Origin of the sequence: Streptomyces sp. NPDC047974 (assembly GCF_040653375.1) — a bacterium.
GTDB lineage: Bacteria > Actinomycetota > Actinomycetes > Streptomycetales > Streptomycetaceae > Streptomyces.
In genome coordinates this window covers 251,174-269,651 of the sequence record NZ_JBEZNU010000006.1, presented here as the reverse complement: position 1 = coordinate 269,651, position 18,478 = coordinate 251,174, and the positions used below count along the sequence as shown (strand labels likewise).

Here is an 18,478-nt window from a genome sequence, read left to right as displayed (position 1 = left end):
GTTCCCCTCCGGCCCCGTCGCGCAGACGCCTCCGGCCCCGCCGCACACCGGACTTCGGCCCCGCCGCGGATGCGCCTCAGGCCCTTGCCCACGCGCGCGTGGGCAAGGGCCTGAGGGCTCGGGCGTACGGGTCGCCGGACGGATCGCCGGACGGATCGAGGAGACCGGCCGGACGGACCCGGCGGCTCGGGCGTACGGGTCGCCGGGCGGATCACCGGACGGATCACGGAGACCCGCAGGACGGATCAGGCGTACGGGTCGCCGGACGGGTCGCCGGAGCGGAACTCGCCTTCCTGTGCGGGGCGTTCTCCGATCAGCCGGTCGGCCTGGCGCACCGCCTCGGCCAGCTCCCCGACCACCGCGGAACCGGAGCGTCCCTTGATGGCGTCGGCGTACCCGGCCAGCTCCCCGAGGCGCGGGGCGCCCGGCAGCCCGCCGCCGCCGCGCAGCCCCTCCGCGAAATAGGCGGCGATCGCCGAGAGTTGCAGACTGTCGTGCCCCCCTCCCCAGAGCGCGGCGCGCAGCGCGCCCGCCTCGACGGTGCCCGAACGCTCCTGCGGGGAACGGGAGTCGGGGTCGAGCCAGCGGACGGTGGCGGTGGCGATCCGGCCGCTCGCGCCGGGCCGGGTCTTCACCGCGTACAGCGCGGTGACGGTGTGCCCGGCGCCGACCTCGCCGCCGTCGACCCGGTCGTTCCGGAAGTCCTCGTCGGCGACCTCGCGGTTCTCGTAGCCGATCAACCGGAAGCGCTCCACGGTCTCCCGGTCGAAGGCGACCTGCGCCTTGGCGTCCCGGGCGCGCAACTCGACCTGGGCGGGCAGCTGGTCGACGAAGACCTTGCGGGCCTGCTCGCGGGTGGAGACGTACGTGGTCTGGCCGTCGCCCTTGTCGGCGAGCCGTTCCATCAGCTCGTCGCCGTAGTCGCTGCCGACACCCACCCCGAAGAGGGTGATGCCCTTCTCCCGGCGCTGCTCGTCGATGCGCCCGAGGAGGGCGTCGGCCGCCGTCTCCCCGGTGTTGGCGAGGGCGTCGGAGAGCAGCACCACGCGGTTGGTGGCGCCCTTCCGGTGCCCCTCGGCGGCCACGTCGTAGCCGGTGCGAAGCCCGGCCTCCAGGTTGGTGGAGGAGCGGACGGCGAGGGAGTCGACGGCCTCGCGGACACGGCCGCGGGCGTCGCCGAGGCGGGTCATCGGCAGCAGGGTCTCGGCCTCGTCGCTGAAGGCGACCAGGGCGACGGAGTCGTCGTCGCGGAGCTCGTCGGCGGCGAGCCGCAGGGCGTGCTGGGCGAGGTCGAGCCGGCCCGGCTCGTTCATCGAGCCGGAGACGTCGACGACGAAGGTGAGGGCGGCGGGCGGGCGTTCGCCGGCCCGGTCGGCGCCCCGGGTGGCGAGGCCGACCCGGACGAGGGACCAGCCCGCCTCGCCGGTGGCGGCGCCGTCGACGGTGACGCTGAAGCCGTCGTCGGCGGGGCGCGGATAGTCGGGGCGGAAGCTGTTGACGAACTCCTCGGGCCGGACGGTGGCGGGGTCGGGCAGCCGGCCCTCGGCGAGCGAGCGGCGGGCGTAGCCGTACGAGGCGGTGTCGACGTCGAGGGCGAAGGTGGAGAGGTAGTCGGGGGCGGGGCTCGGGGCGCGCTGCTCGCCCTCGGGCGCGCCCGAGGGCGCGTCGCGCCCGTCGGCCTGCCCGTCGGCGGGGGCGGACGGCGCGGCGGTGCCGCCGCCGTCGGGGAGCCGCGGCGCGGACTTGCGGTGGTCGGCCGACTCCTCCGCCGAGTCGTTCGCCGTGCCGGCGCAGCCGCCGGCGAGGAGCGCGGCGGCGAGCGCCCCGGCGAGGGCGGCGCTCCTGACGGAGCTTCTGACGGAGTTTCGGGCGGCGCTTCTGACGGAGCTTCGGGCGGTACTTCTCCGGTGCGGACGTTTCATGTCGACTCCCCGTTTCCGTACGGACGTTGCGCCGGGCGCGCGGCGTTCGCCGGGCCCGGCGGGGCCGCGTCCGGCCTCTGCGACTGTGACGAACGGGAGGCGCGCGCGGACCCCGCGAAGGAGTTGCGGATGGATCTCGATGTGGCAACGGAAGGCGGAACGGGGGCCAGTGGCATGGAGACGCCAGGTTTGTCCACAGGGGTTGTCACCGTGCGCAGTCGCATGAGTACATGGAGTGGACATCGATCGGGCGGGGGTGGTCAGCGGTGGCAGAGAGCGCGGGCTCCGTGATGCTCGCCCGTTCGGCGATGAACCGGGCCGCGACCGAGGGACAGCGGCCGGCGGGGCGCCCGGTCCGGGGCGCGCGGCGCATCAGCGCGGCGCTCGCCGGGCTGGCCGCCTCGACCCGGCACGAGCTGCTGACCTTCGACGACCCGGTGGCCTCTGCGTCGCGCGCGATCCCCGAGCCGTTCCTGGAGCTCGCGGGAGCGTGCATGCGCGCGGCGGCGGAGCGGGCCGGGGAGGTGCGGCGGATCGTGCCCCGGCACGCGCTGCCCCGGCTGGAGGACGGGCCGCGGATACCGGGGCGGGCGCGGTTCGCCGACGCGATCCCGTTCAAGCTGATCGTGGTGGACCGGACGGTGGCGGCGGTCCCGCTCGATCTGGAGCTGCTGTACAACGGCCTGTTGCTGATCCGGGACCCGGTGGTGGTGCAGGCCCTGGTGCGGGCCCATCACGCCTGCTGGACGACGGCGGAGGAGCTGGTCCGGCTGCCGCCGCCCCGGTCGGCGGGCGGGCCGCCGGAGCTGCTGCGGCCGGTCCTGGAAGCACTGGTCTCGGGGCTGACGGACGAGGCGGCCGCGGCCCGGCTCGGCATGTCGGCGCGGACGTACAGCCGGCGGGTGGGCGAGCTGATGGCCGCCCTGGGAACGACGAGCCGCTTCCGCGCGGGCGCGGAAGCGGCTCGGAGGGGGTGGTTGTGAGACCCGTCGCGAGTAGGCCCGGCGGGCCCCGGGACACGGTGTCCTCGCGTGGTCCTCGCGTGCGCTAGGACACGATGTCCTTGCGGGCGAAGCCGCGGAAGGCGAGCGCGAAGAGGACCAGGGCGTAGGTGACGGAGATCGCCGCCCCCTGGACCATGCCGCCCCACTCCAGGCGGGGCTGGAGGGCGTCGATCCACGCGAACTGCCAGTGCGCGGGCAGGAAGTCGCGCCAGTCGCCGAGCGCCGTGACCGCGTCCAGGACGTTGCCGACGATGGTCAGGCCGACGGCTCCGCCGACCGCGCCGAGCGGGGCGTCGGTGCGGGTGGAGAGCCAGAAGGCCAGCCCCGCGGTGACCAGTTGGGAGACGAGGACGAAGGAGGTGGCGATCAGCAGCCGCAGCACCGACTCCCCCGCCGGGAGCGAGCCGCCCGTGGGGAGCTGGAGCGGGCCCCAGCCGTAGGCGACCGTGCCGACGGCGAGGGCGAGCAGGGGCAGCAGGAAGAGCGCGGCGGTGCTGTAGCCGAGCGCCACCGCCAGCTTGGCGGCGAGCAGCCGGGACCGCGGCACGGGCGCGGCGAGCAGATAGCGGAGGGAGGACCAGCCGGCTTCGGAGGCGACGGTGTCGCCGCAGAAGAGCGCCACGGGGATGACGAGGAGGAAACCGGCCGAGACGAAGAGGCAGGTCGCCGCGAAGTTGGCGCCCGAGGCGGTGGCCGTGTCGATGAGGGTGATCCGGCCGCCCCGGTCGTCGGCGTCGGGGCCGCCGATGGCGAAGGCCACGATCAGGACGAGCGGCAGTGCGGCGAGCACCCCCGCCATCACCAGGGTGCGGCGGCGCTTCCACTGGCGCAGGGCCTCGACGCGCAGCGGCAGGGTGCGCCCGGGGCGGTAGCCGGGGGCGAGGGCTTCGGGGCCGGGGGCCGTCGCGGTCATGCGGATCCTCCGATCAGGGTCAGGAAGGCGTCCTCCAGGCGTCGGTGCGGGCCGACGCCGGTCAGCGGGACGTCCAGGCGGACGAGTTCGCCGATGAGCGCGGTCGGGTCGGCGGGGCCGTCGGCCGTGGACAGGCCGACGAGGAGGCCGCCTTCGGTGCGGACCGCGGTGCCGACGCCGGGCAGGGCGGCGACCTTCTCGACGAGCGCGTCGGCGACCGGCTCGCCGAGGGTGACGAGGAGGGTGTCGCCCGCCCCGGTGATCTCGGCGACCGGGCCGGCCTGGACGAGCTGTCCGCGGTCCATGACGACGAGGTGGGTGCAGGACTGCTCGACCTCCGCGAGGAGGTGGCTGGAGACGATGACGGTGCGCCCGCCCGCGGCGTACCGGATCATCACCTCCCGCATCTCGCGGATCTGCGGCGGGTCGAGGCCGTTGGTGGGTTCGTCGAGGATGAGGAGGTCGGGCAGGCCGAGCATGGCCTGGGCGATGGCGAGGCGCTGCCGCATGCCCTGCGAGTAGGTGCGGACGGCCCGTTCGAGGGCGCCTCCGAGGTTGGCGATGCGGAGGGCCTCGTCGAGGTGGGCGTCCTCGGCGGGGCGGCCGGTGGCCTTCCAGTACAGCTCCAGGTTCTCCCGGCCGGTGAGGTGCGGCAGGAAGCCGGCGCCCTCGACGAAGGAGCCGACGCGGGAGAGGACCGGGGCGCCGGGCCGGATGGCCTGGCCGAAGACGCGGATCTCGCCCTCGTCGGGGGTGATCAGGCCCATGAGCATGCGCAGGGTGGTGGTCTTCCCCGCGCCGTTGGGGCCGAGCAGGCCGAGGACCTGGCCCTGTTCGACCTGGAAGGAGAGGTCCCGGACGGAGTACCGGTCGCCGCCCTTGTACTTCTTCGACAGGCCGGTGATCCGGAGGGGTACGGCGGCGAGTGCGGGGTCCGGCGCCGGGCCGGCGGTGCGGCGGCGGGCAGTCAGGAGGAGGACGGCGGCGACGGCCAGGCCGATGAGCGGCAGGCCCCAGACCCACCAGGGCAGGCCGGCGGCCTGGGTGGTGACGGCCGGCGCGGTGGGCACGGTGAGCGGGCCCTCGGCGGCGACGGTGTAGCCGGCGGTGGCGGCCGGGGAGGCGTAGCCGAGGTCGGTGGCCGAGACGACCAGGCGGAGCCGGTGGCCGGCCTCCACCTCGTGGTCGATCGCGGGCAGGGTGAGGGTGACGGAGCGGCCCTTTCCGGCGTCCTCGACACGGACCGGGGCGACGAGCTGGGCGGGCAGCACCTGCCGGCTCCCGTCCGGCCCGACGTCGTACACCTTGGCGAAGAGGACGGCGGAGCCGTCGGGGGCCGTGGAGGCGACCCGGACCCGGGCGGTCGGGGTGCCGGTGATCCGCAGCGGCCCGGTCACCGGGGCCGTGTCGAAGCGGGCGTGCTGGCCGGGGAAGTCGAGGGCGAGGCCGACGCCGAGGGAGGAGGAGAGTCCGCCGAGGCCGCCGCCGAGGCCGGGCACGGCGGAGACGGCCGGCGGGGCGCCGCCGGCCGGGTTGGCGAAGCGCTGGGCCGGGCCGGTGAGGGCGAGGGCGCGGGTGCCGTCGGTCAGGCCCGGGTAGCGGTCGGCGGTCGCGGCGCGGAGGGTGGCGCGGCCGTCGGTCGAGTCGACGCCGCCGGTGCGGCTCACGCGGAAGGCGGGGCCGGTGCCGGCGGAGGCGTCCTGCTTGAGCCAGCGGTCGAACCAGGCGCCGATCCGGTCCTCGACGCGCCCGGTCTCGCGGTCACCGCCGTCGTGGCCGCCGGCGGCCCAGTCGACCGCGACGGGAGCGCCGTTGGCGGTGAGGGCGCGGGCCATGGCGTCGGACTGGTCGAGGGTGAAGAGGGAGTCGGTCTGGCCCTGGACGATCAGGGTGGGGACCTTGATGCGGTCGCCGACGGCGGAGGGGCTGCGGGCCTCCAGGAGGGCGCGGGCCTCGGCGTCGGGCAGGCCGGAGACGGCGACGCGTTCCTTCAGGGCGCAGATCTCGGGGGCGAAGCGGCCGCAGGCGTCGCCCCGGGCGTCGGCGCCCATCGAGAAGAGGATCCCGGACCAGAGCTTCTTGTAGACGCCGCCGGGGAAGAGGGCGTCGGCGAGGTTCCAGTAGGTGATCTGGGGGGCGATGGCGTCGACGCGGGGGTCGTGCCCGGCGGCGAGGAGGGAGATCGCGCCGCCGTAGGAGGCTCCGGTGACGCCGACGCGCGGGTCGCCCGCCTTGTCGAGCAGGACCTCGGGGCGGGCGGCGAGCCAGTCGACGAGCCCCCGCACGTCCGCGACCTCGTGCGCGGGGTCGTTGAGGCCGATCTTCCCGCCGGAGGCGCCGAAGCCGCGCGCGGACCAGGTGAGGACGGCGTACCCGTCGCGGGCGAGGCGTTCGGCCTGGGCCCGGACGTCGTCCTTGGAGCCGCCGAAACCGTGCGCGAGCAGCACGGCGGGGCGGCGGCCGGTCGAGCCTCCGGTGAAGTACGAGGTGTCGATCCGCACCCCGTCGAGGGTGAGGGCCCGGTCCTCGCGCTGCACGGGCGGGGGTTCGTCCAGGGCGGCGGCGGTCCAGGTGCCGGCGCCCGCGAGGACGGCGAGGACGGCGGTGACCGCGGCCCACCGGGGAAGTCGGAGTCGCATGGCCCCGAGCGTAAGCGGACCGGCTGTGCGCGGGCGGCGCCCCCGGGGCGGAGATCGGCGGCCTTCTGGAGGCGTACGCAGTACGGTCCGCGTACAGCGGTCGCGGTATGCCCTCGGCCGGCGGCCCGGCGTGTGGAGGCGAGACGGCGTGGTGGCGGACGGGTTCGAGATCCGGCGGGCCGGGACGGTGGCCGAACTGCTGGCGGCGGAGCATCTGTACGACGGTCCGGCGCGGCCGGAGTGGGCGGAGCGCTTCCTGGCCTCCCCCGGCCATCTGATGCTGATCGGGTACGCCGAGGACGGGGTTCCCGCCGGTTTCGTGACGGGGATCGAGATGCTCCACCCGGACAAGGGCGCGGAACTGTGCCTGTACGAGCTGGGGGTCGACGAGGCGTACCGGCGGCGGGGGCTCGGCCGGGCGCTGACCGAGGCGCTGCTCGCGGCGGCCCGTGAGCGGGGCTGCGCGGGGGCGTGGGTGCCGGTGGACACGGACAACGGTCCGGCGCTGGCCACGTACCGCTCGGCGGGCGCGGCGGACGAGGGGGTGTGCGCGATCCGCACCTGGTCCTTCGGCGACGAGCCCTAGACGGCCGACGGAACGACGGCCGAAGGAACGACGGCCGGAGGAACGGACGGCCGGAGGAACGGACGGCCGACGGCCCCCGGGGTGCGGTGGTGCGCACCCCGGGGGCCGTCGTACGACCGCGGGCTCGGGGTCAGTGGTTGCGCGGGAAGCCCAGGTCGACGCCGGCGGGGGCGTCGGCCGGGTCGGGCCAGCGGGTGGTGACGACCTTGCCGCGGGTGTAGAAGTGCACGCCGTCGTTGCCGTAGATGTGGTGGTCGCCGAAGAGCGAGTCCTTCCAGCCGCCGAAGGAGTGGTAGCCGACCGGCACCGGGATCGGCACGTTGACGCCGACCATGCCGGCCTCGACCTCCAGCTGGAAGCGGCGGGCGGCGCCGCCGTCGCGGGTGAAGATCGCGGTGCCGTTGCCGAACGGCGAGGCGTTGATGAGGGCGAGGCCCTCCTCGTACGTCTCGGCGCGCAGCACGCAGAGGACCGGGCCGAAGATCTCGTCCTGGTAGGCCTTGGCGGTGGTGGGCACGTGGTCGAGGAGGGAGAGGCCGATCCAGTGGCCGTTCTCGTGGCCCTCGACGGTGTAGCCGGTGCCGTCGAGGACGACCGTGCAGCCCTCGGCCTCGGCGCCGTGCACGTAGGAGGCGACCTTGTCGCGGTGGACGGCCGTGATGAGCGGGCCCATCTCGGAGGTGGGGTCGGTGCCGGGGCCGATCTTGATCTTCTCGGCGCGCTCGCGGATCTTCTCGACGAGCTCGTCGCCGACGGCGCCGACGGCGACGACCGCGGAGATCGCCATGCAGCGCTCGCCGGCGGAGCCGTACGCGGCGGAGACGGCGGCGTCGGCGGCGGCGTCGAGGTCGGCGTCCGGGAGGACCAGCATGTGGTTCTTGGCGCCGCCGAGCGCCTGGACGCGCTTGCCGTTGGCGGAGGCGGTGGTGTGGATGTACCGGGCGATCGGGGTGGAGCCGACGAAGGAGATCGCGGCGACGTCCGGGTGCTCCAGGAGGCGGTCGACGGCCACCTTGTCGCCGTGCAGGACGTTGAAGACGCCGTCGGGGAGACCGGCCTCGGCCAGCAGCTCGGCGATCTTCAGGGACGGCGAGGGGTCCTTCTCGCTCGGCTTGAGGACGAAGGTGTTGCCGGTCGCGATGGCGATCGGGAACATCCACATCGGCACCATGGCCGGGAAGTTGAAGGGCGTGATGCCGGCGACGACGCCGACCGGCTGGCGGATCGAGGCGACGTCGACCCGGTTGGAGACCTGGGTGGACAGCTCGCCCTTGAGCTGGGTGGTGACGCCGCAGGCCAGGTCGACGATCTCCAGGCCGCGGGCGACCTCGCCGAGGGCGTCGGAGTGGACCTTGCCGTGCTCGGCGACGATCAGCTCGGCGATGGCGTCGCGGTTGGCGTCGAGCAGCGCGCGGAACTTGAAGAGGATGGTGGTGCGCTGAGCCAGCGAGGAGGTGCCCCAGGTGGCGAAGGCGTCCTTCGCGGCGGCGACGGCCGCGTCGACCTCCTCCACCGAGGCGAGGGCGACCTGGGTGGTGACGGCGCCGGTGGCCGGGTCGGTCACCGGGCCCCAGTTGCCCGACGTGCCCTCGACGGTCTTGCCACCGATCCAGTGGTGGACGCTCTTCGTCATGACGTGTTACTCCTTCAGAGCTTCAGAGATGGCGGCGTCGGGCGGTGACGTGCCGGTCGTACTCCTCACGGGCCTTGACCGCCGACGGGCGGGTCGAGATCTCGGCCACGGGCACATCCCACCACGCCTGGGCCGGGGGCGGGCCCGACACACTGTCTGCCGTTTCGGTCTCGATGTAGACACATGTGGGATCCGTCGCGGCTCGGGCGTCCGCGAGGGCTTCCCGCAGGTCACGGATGGTGCGGGGGCGTAGGACCCGCATCCCGAGGGAGGCCGCGTTGGCCCCGAGGTCGACGGGGAGCGGGGGGCCGGTGAAGCCTCCGTCCTCGGCGCGGAGGCGGTAGTCGGTGCCGTACCGCTCGGCGCCCACCGCCTCGGAGAGGCCGCCGATGGAGGCGTACCCGTGGTTCTGGAGGAGGATCAGCTTCAGCGGGAGCCGTTCCTGGACGGCGGTGACGATCTCGGTGGGATTCATCAGATACGTACCGTCCCCGACGAGCGCCCAGACGGGCCGGCCGGGGGCGGCGAGCAGGACGCCGATCGCGGCGGGGATCTCGTAGCCCATGCAGGAGTAGCCGTACTCGACGTGGTACTGGTCGCGGGAGCGGGTCCGCCAGAGCTTGTGGAGGTCGCCGGGGAGCGAGCCGGCGGCGTTGATCAGGATGTCGGTGGCGTCCACCAGGGTGTCGAGGACGCCGAGGACCTGGGTCTGGGTGGGGCGGGCGGTGTCGTCGGGGGTGGCGTAGGCGGCGGAGACGCGGGCCGACCAGCGGAGCTTCTCCTCGGCGTACTCGTGGACGTAGTGGGCGGGCACGTGGTGGGGGTCGAGGAGGGCGTGGAGCTGTTCGATCCCCTCCCGGGCGTCGGCGACCAGGGGCAGCGCGGCCTGCTTGTGCGCGTCGAAGGCGGCGATGTTGAGGTTGACGAAGCGCAGGGAGGGGTGGCGGAAGAGGGTCCCTGAGGCGGTGGTGAAGTCGGTCCAGCGGGTGCCGACGCCGAGGACGACGTCGGCGGTGCGGGCCAGGTGGTTCGCGACGGCGGTGCCGGTGTGGCCGAGGGCCCCGACGTCCTGGGGGTGGTCGTGGGCCAGGGCGCCCTTGCCCGCCTGGGTGGAGGCGACGGGGATGCCGGTGAGCGAGGCGAGTTCGGCGAGCGCCTCCTCGGCCCCGCTGTGCCGGACGCCGCCGCCGGCGACGATCAGCGGCCGTTCGGCCCGGCCGAGCGCCGCCACGGCCGCGTCCAGCTCGGCCTCGTCGGGCGCGGGCCGGCGGATCCGCCAGGTCCGCTCGGCGAAGAACGCCTCGGGCCAGTCGTACGCCTCCGCCTGCACGTCCTGCGGGAGGGCGAGGGTGACGGCGCCGGTGGCGGCCGGGTCGGTGAGGACCCGCATCGCTTCGAGGGCGGCCGGGATCAGGGCCTCGGGGCGGACGATCCGGTCGAAGGAGCGGGAGACGGGCCGCAGGCAGTCGTTGACGGAGACGTCGCCGGCGCCCGGCACCTGGAGCTGCTGGAGGACGGGGTCGGCGGGGCGGGTGGCGAAGGTGTCGCCGGGCAGGAGCAGGACCGGGAGGTGGTTGATCGTGGCGAGGGCGGCACCGGTGACGAGGTTGGTGGCGCCGGGGCCGATGGAGGTGGTGACGGCGTGCGCGGAGAGCCGGTTCCGCTGGCGGGCGTAGCCGACGGCGGCGTGCACCATGGCCTGCTCGTTGCGGCCCTGGTGGAAGGGCATGCCGTCTTCCTCGATCAGGGCCTGGCCGATCCCGGCGACGTTGCCGTGGCCGAAGATGCCCCAGGTGGCGGCGATCAGCCGGTGCCGTTCGCCGTCGCGTTCGGTGTACTGGGCGGCGAGGAAGCGGACGAGGGCCTGGGCCACGGTGAGGCGCCTCACTGGTATCCCTCCGTGTGGTCGGGGTGGAAGCTGATCCGCCACTCCCGTTCGGTTCCGGGCCCGGCCATGACGTTGAGGTAGTAGAGGTCGTGGCCGGGCTGGGCGATCGAGGGGCCGTGCCAGCCGTCGGGGACGAGGACGGCGTCGCCGTGCCGGACCTCGGCGAGGAGGTCGGCGCCGCCGGGCCGGGAGGGCGAGATCCGCTGGTAGGCGTAGCCGCGCGGGTCCTCGATCTCGTAGTAGTAGATCTCCTCCAGGACGGATTCCGTCCCGGGGCGGTGCTCGTCGTGCTTGTGCGGCGGGTAGGAGGACCAGTGGCCGCCGGGGGTGATCACCTCGACGGCGATCAGCCGGTCGCAGGGGAAGGCGTCGGCCGCGGCGAAGTTCCGCACCCGGCGGGCGCGGTCGCCGGTTCCCCGGTCCTCGACGGGGACCTCCGGCGCGGGGCCGTAGCGGGCGGGGAGTCGTCGCTCGCAGTTCGCTCCTGCCAAAGCGAAGCGGCCTCCCGCGCCGGAGGAGATCTGGGCGTGGGCGTCGCGCGGTACATAGACGAAGTCGGAAACGGAGGCGAACACGCTTTCGCGGCCCCCGAGTTCGAAAATCTCCCCGTCGACGCGCACGGTACAGGCCCCGGCGAGGGGAAGCACCACCCATTCGGCATCCGCGCTGTCGAAGGTGTGTTCCACCCCGGGCGGCAGGTCGAGGATCCGGAGCGCGGAACGGCTCCATCCGGCGGTCCCCGGGTCGATGTCGAGCGTGTACGGCCCCCGGGCGGCGGCCCCCGCGGGGAGGTGGAGGCGGCGCGGGCGGGGCGTGGCGCGCGGGCGGTCGGGGGTGGTCATGTGCGGGGGTCCTCGGTGCGGAGGAGACGGGAGCGGAGGGAACGGGAGCGGAGGGAACGGGAGCGGGTGTCGTGCGGGGTGGTCACCGATGGGGGCCTTCCGGCGGGAGGGTGCCCGAGCCCGCGGCGAGGGCGCGGTCGATCTCGGTGGCGTCGGGCATCGCGGGGGCGCAGCCGAGCCGGCCGGCGACGACGGAGCCCGCGGCGGCGGCCCGGCGCAGGGTCTCCTCCAGCGGGCGGTCGGCGAGGAGGCCGTCGACGAGGGCGCCGCCGAAGGCGTCGCCGGCACCGAGGCCGTTGACGACCTCGACCGGCAGGGGCGGGACGGCGGCGCGCCGCCCGTCGGAGGCGAGGGCGAGGACGCCCTCGGGGCCCCGCTTGACGACGGCGAGCCGGACGGTGGCCGGGCCGTCGGCCCGGCCGGGGGCGAGGAGGTGGAGGAGGGCGCGGGCGGCGGCCTCCGGGTCGCGCTCCCCGGTGGCGACCTCGCACTCCTCGGCGTTGCCGACGGCGACCGTGGCGTGCCGCAGGGCCTCGGTGTAGTGCGGGCGGGCGGTGGCCGGGTCGGGCCAGAAGGCGGGGCGCCAGTCGAGGTCGAGGACGGTGTGGGCGCGGCCTGAACGGGCCCGCAGGGCGGTGAGGGTGGCGGAGCGGCTGGGTTCCTCGCTGAGCCCGGTGCCGGTGGTCCACAGGACGCGCGCGGAGCGGATCGCGTCGAGGTCCAGCTCGTGGGGGTGGATCTCCAGGTCGGGGGCCTTGGGGCGGCGGTAGAAGGTGAGCGGGAAGTCGTCGGGCGGGAAGAGGGCGCAGAAGGTGACGGGGGTGGGGTGCTCGGGGACCTCGGTGACCCAGTGGCCGTCCACCCCGAACTCCTTCAGCTCGCGCCGGAGGTAGCTGCCGAAGGCGTCGGCGCCGGTGCGGCTGAGGAGGGCGGTGCGGCGGCCGAGGCGGGCGGCGGCGACGGCCACGTTGGCCGGGGAGCCGCCGAGGAAGCGGCGGAAGGTCTCGACCCGGTCGAGTCCGACGCCGCTCTGCAGCGGATACAGGTCGACGCCGAGCCGCCCCATGGTGATCAGGTCGTAAGGCTCCGACTCCACCCGTGCCACCTCTCGACTCCGGCGTCCGTTTCCAGGTCTAACCGTCCGGCCGGAGGCGTGTCAACGACATGTCCGGACATTCGGTCGTCCTTTGGCAGGTCGGGCGGCTGTCTTGACGCTGCTCCGGGGCGCGGTCAAGGTGGCTGGCATGACGAAGCCGTCGCCGTCGCCCTCCCGTATCCGGATCGGATCCGCCCCGGACTCCTGGGGGGTGTGGTTCCCCGACGATCCCCGTCAGGTCCCGTGGCAGCGGTTCCTCGACGAGGTGGCGGGGGCCGGTTACGAGTGGATCGAGCTGGGGCCGTACGGCTATCTGCCGACCGATCCGGCGCTGCTCGCCGAGGAGACCTCCCGGCGCGGGCTGCGGGTGTCGGCGGGCACGGTCTTCACCGGGCTGCACCACGGGCCCGCGGTGTGGGAGCGGACCTGGGCGCACGTCGCGGAGAACGCGGCCCTGGCGCAGGCCATGGGTGCCGGGCATCTGGTGGTGATCCCCTCCTTCTGGCGGGACGACAGGAGCGGCGAGGTCCTGGAGGACCGGGTGCTGACGCCGGAGCAGTGGCGGCAGCTGACCACGCTGACGGAGCGGCTCGGCCGGGAGGTGCGGGAGCGGTACGGGCTGCGGATCGTGGTCCATCCGCATGCCGACACCCATCTCGACGACGAGGAGAGCGTGACCCGCTTCCTCGACGCCACCGATCCGGAGGCGGTGGCGCTCTGTCTGGACACGGGGCACTACGCGTACGCGGGCGGGGACAGCGTCAAGCTGATCGAGACCTACGGGGAGCGCATCGGCTACCTCCATCTGAAGCAGGTGGATCCGGCGGTGCTCGCGGAGGTGCGGGCCGAGGAGCTGCCGTTCGGCCCGGCGGTGGCGCGGGGCGTGATGTGCGAGCCGCCGGCCGGGGTGCCGGCCCTGGAGCCGGTCCTGGCGGCCGCGGCGGCGCTGGGCACGGAGCTCTTCGCCATCGTGGAACAGGACATGTACCCGTGCGAGCCGGACGCGCCCTATCCGATCGCCCTGCGCACCCGCGGCTACCTCCGCTCCTGCGGGGTGTGACCGGGAGCGCCCGCACGCGGACGCGCCGCTGTGACCATGCGTCACTTCTGTCACGAGGTTCGCTCCTGTGTCACAGGTGTCTCCGTTACGCGGGCTCCGTGTCACAGACGCCGCACAGCCGGGGCGGGTCCGTCCGGAAGGGGCGTACACCGGGCACAGGATCGGTGATCACCGACGCCACCGCCCGCAGCGCCCCCGAACGGCACCCCCCGCCACCGCTGCGCGGCACGGGGCGTGAGGGAGGTACAGGCATGACGGACAGAAGCCTCTGGTCGTACAAGGACATCGCCGCGCACATCCGGGTCCAGCCCGACACGGTCCGCTCCTATCGGAAGCACGGGCTGCTGCCGCCGCCCGACCACGTCGAGTCCGGCAAGCCCTTCTGGTACGCGGACACCGTCCGGGCCTGGGTGGCGAGCCGTCCCGGCAACCGCGCGCGCCGCGACTGATCCCGCCCGCCCGGCCCGTCGCGCGGCGCCGTCCTCCGGTGGAGCCCGGGGGCCGGCGCCGCGCCGTGTCCCGGCCCGTCTCAGCCCCGCGCGCCGACGGGCTCGGGTATCGCCTCCCGGTCGCCGCCCGGGCTCCCGGGCTCGGGCGGCGCCTCGGACTCGCTGATGCCGAAGCGGTCGTGGAAGCGGCGCAGCGGCCGGGGCGCCCACCAGGTGAGGCGGCCGGTCAGCTTCATGACCGCGGGGACGAGGAGGCTGCGGACCACCATGGCGTCCATGAGGACGGCGAGGGCGACGCCGAGGCCGAGCATCTTGGTGTTGGTGACCCGTGAGGTGCCGATGGCGACCATGACGACGGCGAGGATGACGGCGGCGGCGGTGATGAGCCCGCCGGTGCGGGCGAGGCCGAAGCGGACGGCGCCCTCGTGGTCGCCGGTGGTGTCGTACTCCTCCTTGATGCGGGAGAGCAGGAAGACGCCGTAGTCCATGGAGAGGCCGAAGGCGACGCAGAACATGAGGACCGGGAGGGTGGTCTCGATGTCGCCGGTCGCGGTGAAGCCGAGGAGGCCGGAGAGGTGCCCGTCCTGGAAGACCCAGACGACGGCGCCGAACATCGCGGTGAGGCTGAGGGCGTTGAGGACCACGGCCTGGACCGGGATCAGGACGCTGCCGGTGAGCAGGAAGACCAGCAGCAGGGTGACGAGCACGATGATGCCGGCGGCCCAGGGCAGTCGCTCCCCGATGGCGTCCTTGGAGTCGACGAGGACGGCGGCCTGTCCGGTGACGGAGGTGGCGAAGGGGGCTTCCTCGGCGCGCAGCGCGCCGACCGCCCGCTGGGCCTCCTCGCCGACGGCGGTCCCCTCGGGGACGACGCTGTAGTAGGCGTGGGTGCCGGAGCCGGAGACGACGGGGCCGTCGACGCGGACGATGCCGTCGAGTCCGGCGATCCGCTCGCGGTAGGCGGTGTGTTCGGCGGGGGTGGCGGGGCCTTCGGCGAGGACGGTGAGGCCCGCGCCGGGCTCGCCGGGGAAGCCGGCGCGCAGCTCTTCCTGGACGATTCGGGAGGTGGCGGTGGTGGGCAGCTGGCGGTCGTCGGCGGTGCCGAACTTCACGCCGAGGAAGGGCAGTCCGAGGAGGACCAGACCGGCGGTGGTGAGGACGGCGAAGACGGGGGCCCGGCGCATCACCAGGCCGGCCGCCCGGGACCAGCCGGCGCTCTCCGCGGCCTGCTCGGCGCCGGCGCGGCGGCGCCGGAACAGCCGGCGCAGGTCGAGGGCGTCGACCCGGTGGCCGAGGAGCACCAGGGCGGCCGGGAGCAGGGTGAGGGCGGCGGTGGCGGCGAGCAGGACGACGGCGATGCCCGCGTAGGCGAAGGAGCGCAGGAAGTACTGCGGGAAGACGAGCATGGCGGCGAGCGAGACGGCGACGGTGAGGGCGGAGAAGAGCACGGTCCGGCCGGCGGTGCGCAGGGTGGTGCGGACGGCGGCGGACGGCTCGGCTCCGGCGGCGAGTTCCTCGCGGTAGCGGCGGACGACGAAGAGCGCGTAGTCGATGGCGAGGCCGAGGCCGAGCGCGGTCGTCAGGTTCTGCGCGAAGACGGAGACGTCGGTGAACTCGGTGATGCCGCGCAGCACGGCGTTCGTCCCGAGGATGGCGACGATGCCGATGCCGAGGGGCAGCAGGGCGGCGACGGCGCTGCCGAAGACCATGACGAGCAGGATCAGGGTGAGCGGCAGGGCGATCAGCTCGGCCCGCAGCAGGTCCTCCTGGATGATCGTCTGCATCTCGTGGCGGACGGCGAGGCCGCCGCCGAGGGTGACCTCGACGGGTCCGTGGGTCCCGCGGTACTCCGGGGCGATCCGGTCGAGGACCTTCCCCGCGGCCGTCTCCCCGCCGGCGATCCGGGCGGCGACGACGGCCTGCGTGCCGTCCTCGGAGCGGAGGGCGGGCGAGCCGGTGGTCCAGTAGGAGCCGACGCCCTCGACGCCCGGCTCGGCGGCGAGCCGCTCGGTGAGCCGGCGGGCCTCGGCGGCCGCGGCGGGATCGTCGACCCCGGCCTTCCCGGCGTCGACGAGGAGCAGCAGATTGGGCTGGGAGCCGGGGAACTCGCGCTCCAGGGCCTCGGTGGCGTAGGTGGACTCGGCGGCCGGGTCCTCCCAGCCGCCGCTGCCCATCCGGTCGGCGACGCCGCCGCCGGCGAGGACCGCGAGGGCGGTGAGGACCAGGGCGACGAGCAGGGTCAGCCGGGGCCGGGCGGTCACGAACCGCGTCCATCCCCCGCCCCGGCCCGGACTTCCGCCCCCGGCCGGGCCCGGGCTTCCGCCCCCGGCCGGGGCGGCACCCCCCGCGGGAGGCGCTTTCTTGACTTCGGGCATGACGCGGTGTCCCCTTCACCGTGGCCCTCGTGCTCGCTTCCCGGCAGGTCACGAGGGCCGTCCATTGCCATAGACTGGCAAACACGAGTGATCGCTCGCGTAATTCAAGAATGCGAGCGACCTCTCGTGTTTGTCAATGCGTATCGAGGAGGACTGGGGACAGCCATGCCCGAGGACCCGAAGCCGCGCCGCCGACAGGCCCGCGGCGAACGCCGCATCTCCCAGCTGCTCCAGGCCGCCGCCGACGTGTTCTGCGCCAACGGCTACACGGCCGCCAGCACCAACGCGATCGCCCGCGAGGCCAAGGTCTCGCCCGGCACGCTCTACCAGTACTTCCCGAACAAGGAAGCGATCGCCGTCGAGCTGGGCGGCCGGCTCATCCAGCAGATGCGCGAAGCCCACGGCCAGGTCTTCACCCCGGCCAACATGGCGCTGCCGCTGCCGGAGCTGATCGACGCGGTGCTCGACCCGATGATCGACTTCAACTGCCACAACCCGGCGTTCCTCGCCCTGATGCACGGCTCCGACGTCCCCGGCCGGATCGCCGAGGAGCACGACGAGCTGCACGCCTCACTGCTCTCCCAGGTCCGCGAGACGATCGGCGCGCGGGCCGTCCCGCCGCTCGCCGCCGACGACCTCGACCGGGTCGCCGACATGGCCTTCGCCGTCTTCAAGGGCGGACTCGCGCTGGCCGTCGCCGCGCCCGAGGGCCCGGTGCGGGACGCGGCCGTCGGCGAACTGAAGAAGGTGATGCTCCGCTACCTCGCCCCGGTCTTCGGCGAGGCACCGGCCGGCGCGGCGGTCACCGCGGCGGCGGTCACCACGCCTCCGACGACCCGCTGACCGACTCCGGCTCCCCCTCCTCCGGCACCCGGTCCCGGCCCGCCCGCACCTTCAGCGCGAGCAGCGGGAAGGCCAGGACGGAGACCATCCCGGCCCCCACGAGCGCCGCCGCCTCGCCCGCCGACAGCGCCTTGTCGTCCAGGCCGATGGTGGTGATGGCGACGACGAGCGGCAGCGCGGTGGAGCCGTACAGGACCAGCGCGCCCCGGTCCTTCCGGTCGAGGTCGCGCGGGGCGAGGAACCACATCGGGCCGCCGCGCACCACCAGGAAGAGGACCAGGAAGACCGGCAGGAGGAGCAGCGCCCGGCCGCCCGAGAGCAGCGAGTCCAGGTCGAACTCGAGGCCGGTGACGACGAAGAAGACGGGCACGAGGAAGCCGAAGCCGACCCCCTCGACCTTCTCCAGGATCTCCGGCCCGGCCTCGGGGGCGGCCCCGGTGAGCACGAGCCGGGTGATGAGTCCGGCCGCGAAGGCGCCGAGCAGGACGTCGAGGCCGAGCGCCGTCGACGCCCCGAGCATCAGCGCGAGCAGCAGGAAGACGAAGCGGACCGCGAACTGTCCGCTGGTGTGCAGGGTCTTGGCGATGACGGTGGCGAACCACGGCGGGCGGGGCCGCAGCGCCCAGTAGACGGCGGCCGCGGTGAGCGCGGCGAAGACCGCGAGGAGCACGGTGGACTGGGCCGCCGTCCGCCCGCTGAGCAGCAGCGCCATGGCGATGATCGGCCCGAACTCGCCGACCGCGCCGAAGGCCATGACGACCGAGCCGAAGCGGCCGCGCAGTCCGCCGGAGTCCCGCAGCACGGGCAGGACGGTGCCGAGCGCCGTGCTGGTGAGGGCGACGCCGATGAAGACGCCGGTGGAGTAGCCGCCGCCGAGCAGGATGCCGGCGGTGAGGCCGAGGGCGAGCGCGGCGAGCCACGCCCACACCGAGCGCCTGAGCGTGTCCCCGCGGACCTTGCCGAACTCGATCTCGTACCCGGCCAGGAAGATCAGCATGGTGAGGCCGAGCTCCGAGAGGCCGTCGATCAGCTCGTCGGAGTGGGCCCAGCCGAGGACGTCGGGGCCGATGACGATGCCGAGCAGGATCTCGAAGACGGCGAGCGGCACGGGGGCGCGGCGCCCCACCCAGTACGCCAGGAGCGGCGCCAGGACGGCGATCACCATGATCAGGACGAGCGTGCTCCCCGAATGCGACATATCGGGTATCTACCATAAGCTCCGGTCAGA

14 protein-coding genes are annotated in these 18,478 nt (G+C 74.4%); 5 read left to right on the top strand and 9 right to left on the bottom strand.

The window, feature by feature from the left end; all coding sequences use genetic code 11:
• Nucleotides 1-245 precede the first annotated feature (245 nt).
• Nucleotides 246-1,922, bottom strand: coding sequence for a von Willebrand factor type A domain-containing protein (locus tag AB0E19_RS12045; protein ID WP_362177219.1), 1,677 nt, complete (start codon nt 1,920-1,922; stop codon nt 246-248).
• Nucleotides 1,923-2,188: 266 nt separating this feature from the next.
• On the opposite strand from AB0E19_RS12045, the gene AB0E19_RS12040 reads away from it, so the two are divergent.
• Entirely contained in the window at nt 2,189-2,905 is a 717-nt protein-coding gene (locus AB0E19_RS12040) for a DNA-binding response regulator (RefSeq protein WP_362177216.1), read from the top strand.
• Between the two features lie 64 nt (nt 2,906-2,969).
• Here the strand turns inward: AB0E19_RS12040 and AB0E19_RS12035 are convergent, their stop codons facing one another.
• Nucleotides 2,970-3,839 (bottom strand): ABC transporter permease, encoded by an 870-nt coding sequence (locus tag AB0E19_RS12035; RefSeq protein ID WP_362177213.1) that lies wholly within the window; start codon nt 3,837-3,839, stop codon nt 2,970-2,972.
• Nucleotides 3,836-6,478: an alpha/beta fold hydrolase gene (locus tag AB0E19_RS12030; RefSeq protein ID WP_362177210.1), complete on the bottom strand. Its 2,643-nt coding sequence runs from the start codon at nt 6,476-6,478 to the stop codon at nt 3,836-3,838. Before AB0E19_RS12030 ends, AB0E19_RS12035 begins: the two co-directional genes overlap by 4 nt.
• Before the next feature lie 148 nt (nt 6,479-6,626).
• On the opposite strand from AB0E19_RS12030, the gene AB0E19_RS12025 reads away from it, so the two are divergent.
• A complete protein-coding gene (locus AB0E19_RS12025; RefSeq protein ID WP_362177207.1) occupies nt 6,627-7,064 on the top strand; it encodes a GNAT family N-acetyltransferase in 438 nt (145 codons plus the stop codon).
• Between the two features lie 130 nt (nt 7,065-7,194).
• Here the strand turns inward: AB0E19_RS12025 and mmsA are convergent, their stop codons facing one another.
• The 4 genes from mmsA to iolC all read right to left on the bottom strand — a co-directional run bounded on the left by mmsA (nt 7,195) and on the right by iolC (nt 12,493).
• A complete protein-coding gene (gene mmsA, locus AB0E19_RS12020; protein WP_362177204.1) occupies nt 7,195-8,697 on the bottom strand; it encodes a CoA-acylating methylmalonate-semialdehyde dehydrogenase in 1,503 nt (500 codons plus the stop codon).
• Between the two features lie 22 nt (nt 8,698-8,719).
• Nucleotides 8,720-10,591 carry a 3D-(3,5/4)-trihydroxycyclohexane-1,2-dione acylhydrolase (decyclizing) gene (gene iolD / locus AB0E19_RS12015; protein ID WP_362177317.1) on the bottom strand — a complete coding sequence of 624 codons (1,872 nt, stop codon included), beginning with the start codon at nt 10,589-10,591 and terminating at the stop codon, nt 8,720-8,722.
• Nucleotides 10,582-11,427, bottom strand: coding sequence for a 5-deoxy-glucuronate isomerase (gene iolB / locus AB0E19_RS12010; protein WP_362177201.1), 846 nt, complete (start codon nt 11,425-11,427; stop codon nt 10,582-10,584). The genes iolD and iolB overlap by 10 nt, the downstream gene beginning before the upstream one ends.
• An 82-nt stretch (nt 11,428-11,509) precedes the next feature.
• Nucleotides 11,510-12,493: a 5-dehydro-2-deoxygluconokinase gene (gene iolC, locus AB0E19_RS12005; RefSeq protein WP_362177314.1), complete on the bottom strand. Its 984-nt coding sequence runs from the start codon at nt 12,491-12,493 to the stop codon at nt 11,510-11,512.
• A 178-nt stretch (nt 12,494-12,671) separates the two neighbouring features.
• On the opposite strand from iolC, the gene AB0E19_RS12000 reads away from it, so the two are divergent.
• Nucleotides 12,672-13,583, top strand: coding sequence for a sugar phosphate isomerase/epimerase (locus tag AB0E19_RS12000; protein ID WP_362177198.1), 912 nt, complete (start codon nt 12,672-12,674; stop codon nt 13,581-13,583).
• Between the two features lie 251 nt (nt 13,584-13,834).
• On the top strand, nt 13,835-14,032 hold the full coding sequence (locus AB0E19_RS11995) for a MerR family transcriptional regulator (protein ID WP_031005915.1): 198 nt from the start codon (nt 13,835-13,837) through the stop codon (nt 14,030-14,032).
• Nucleotides 14,033-14,112: 80 nt separating this feature from the next.
• Here AB0E19_RS11995 and AB0E19_RS11990 read toward each other — a convergent pair whose 3' ends face one another.
• The gene (locus tag AB0E19_RS11990; RefSeq protein WP_362177194.1) at nt 14,113-16,407 is read right to left on the bottom strand and encodes an MMPL family transporter; all 2,295 of its coding nucleotides are present in this window, start codon (nt 16,405-16,407) and stop codon (nt 14,113-14,115) included.
• Nucleotides 16,408-16,572: 165 nt separating this feature from the next.
• Here AB0E19_RS11990 and AB0E19_RS11985 point away from each other — a divergent pair, with 165 nt between their 5' ends.
• On the top strand, nt 16,573-17,250 hold the full coding sequence (locus AB0E19_RS11985; RefSeq protein WP_362177191.1) for a TetR/AcrR family transcriptional regulator: 678 nt from the start codon (nt 16,573-16,575) through the stop codon (nt 17,248-17,250).
• Here AB0E19_RS11985 and AB0E19_RS11980 read toward each other — a convergent pair.
• Nucleotides 17,225-18,448 carry a cation:proton antiporter gene (locus AB0E19_RS11980; RefSeq protein WP_362177188.1) on the bottom strand — a complete coding sequence of 408 codons (1,224 nt, stop codon included), beginning with the start codon at nt 18,446-18,448 and terminating at the stop codon, nt 17,225-17,227. The two genes, AB0E19_RS11985 and AB0E19_RS11980, sit on opposite strands and share 26 nt — an antisense overlap.
• Between the last annotated feature and the right edge of the window lie 30 nt (nt 18,449-18,478).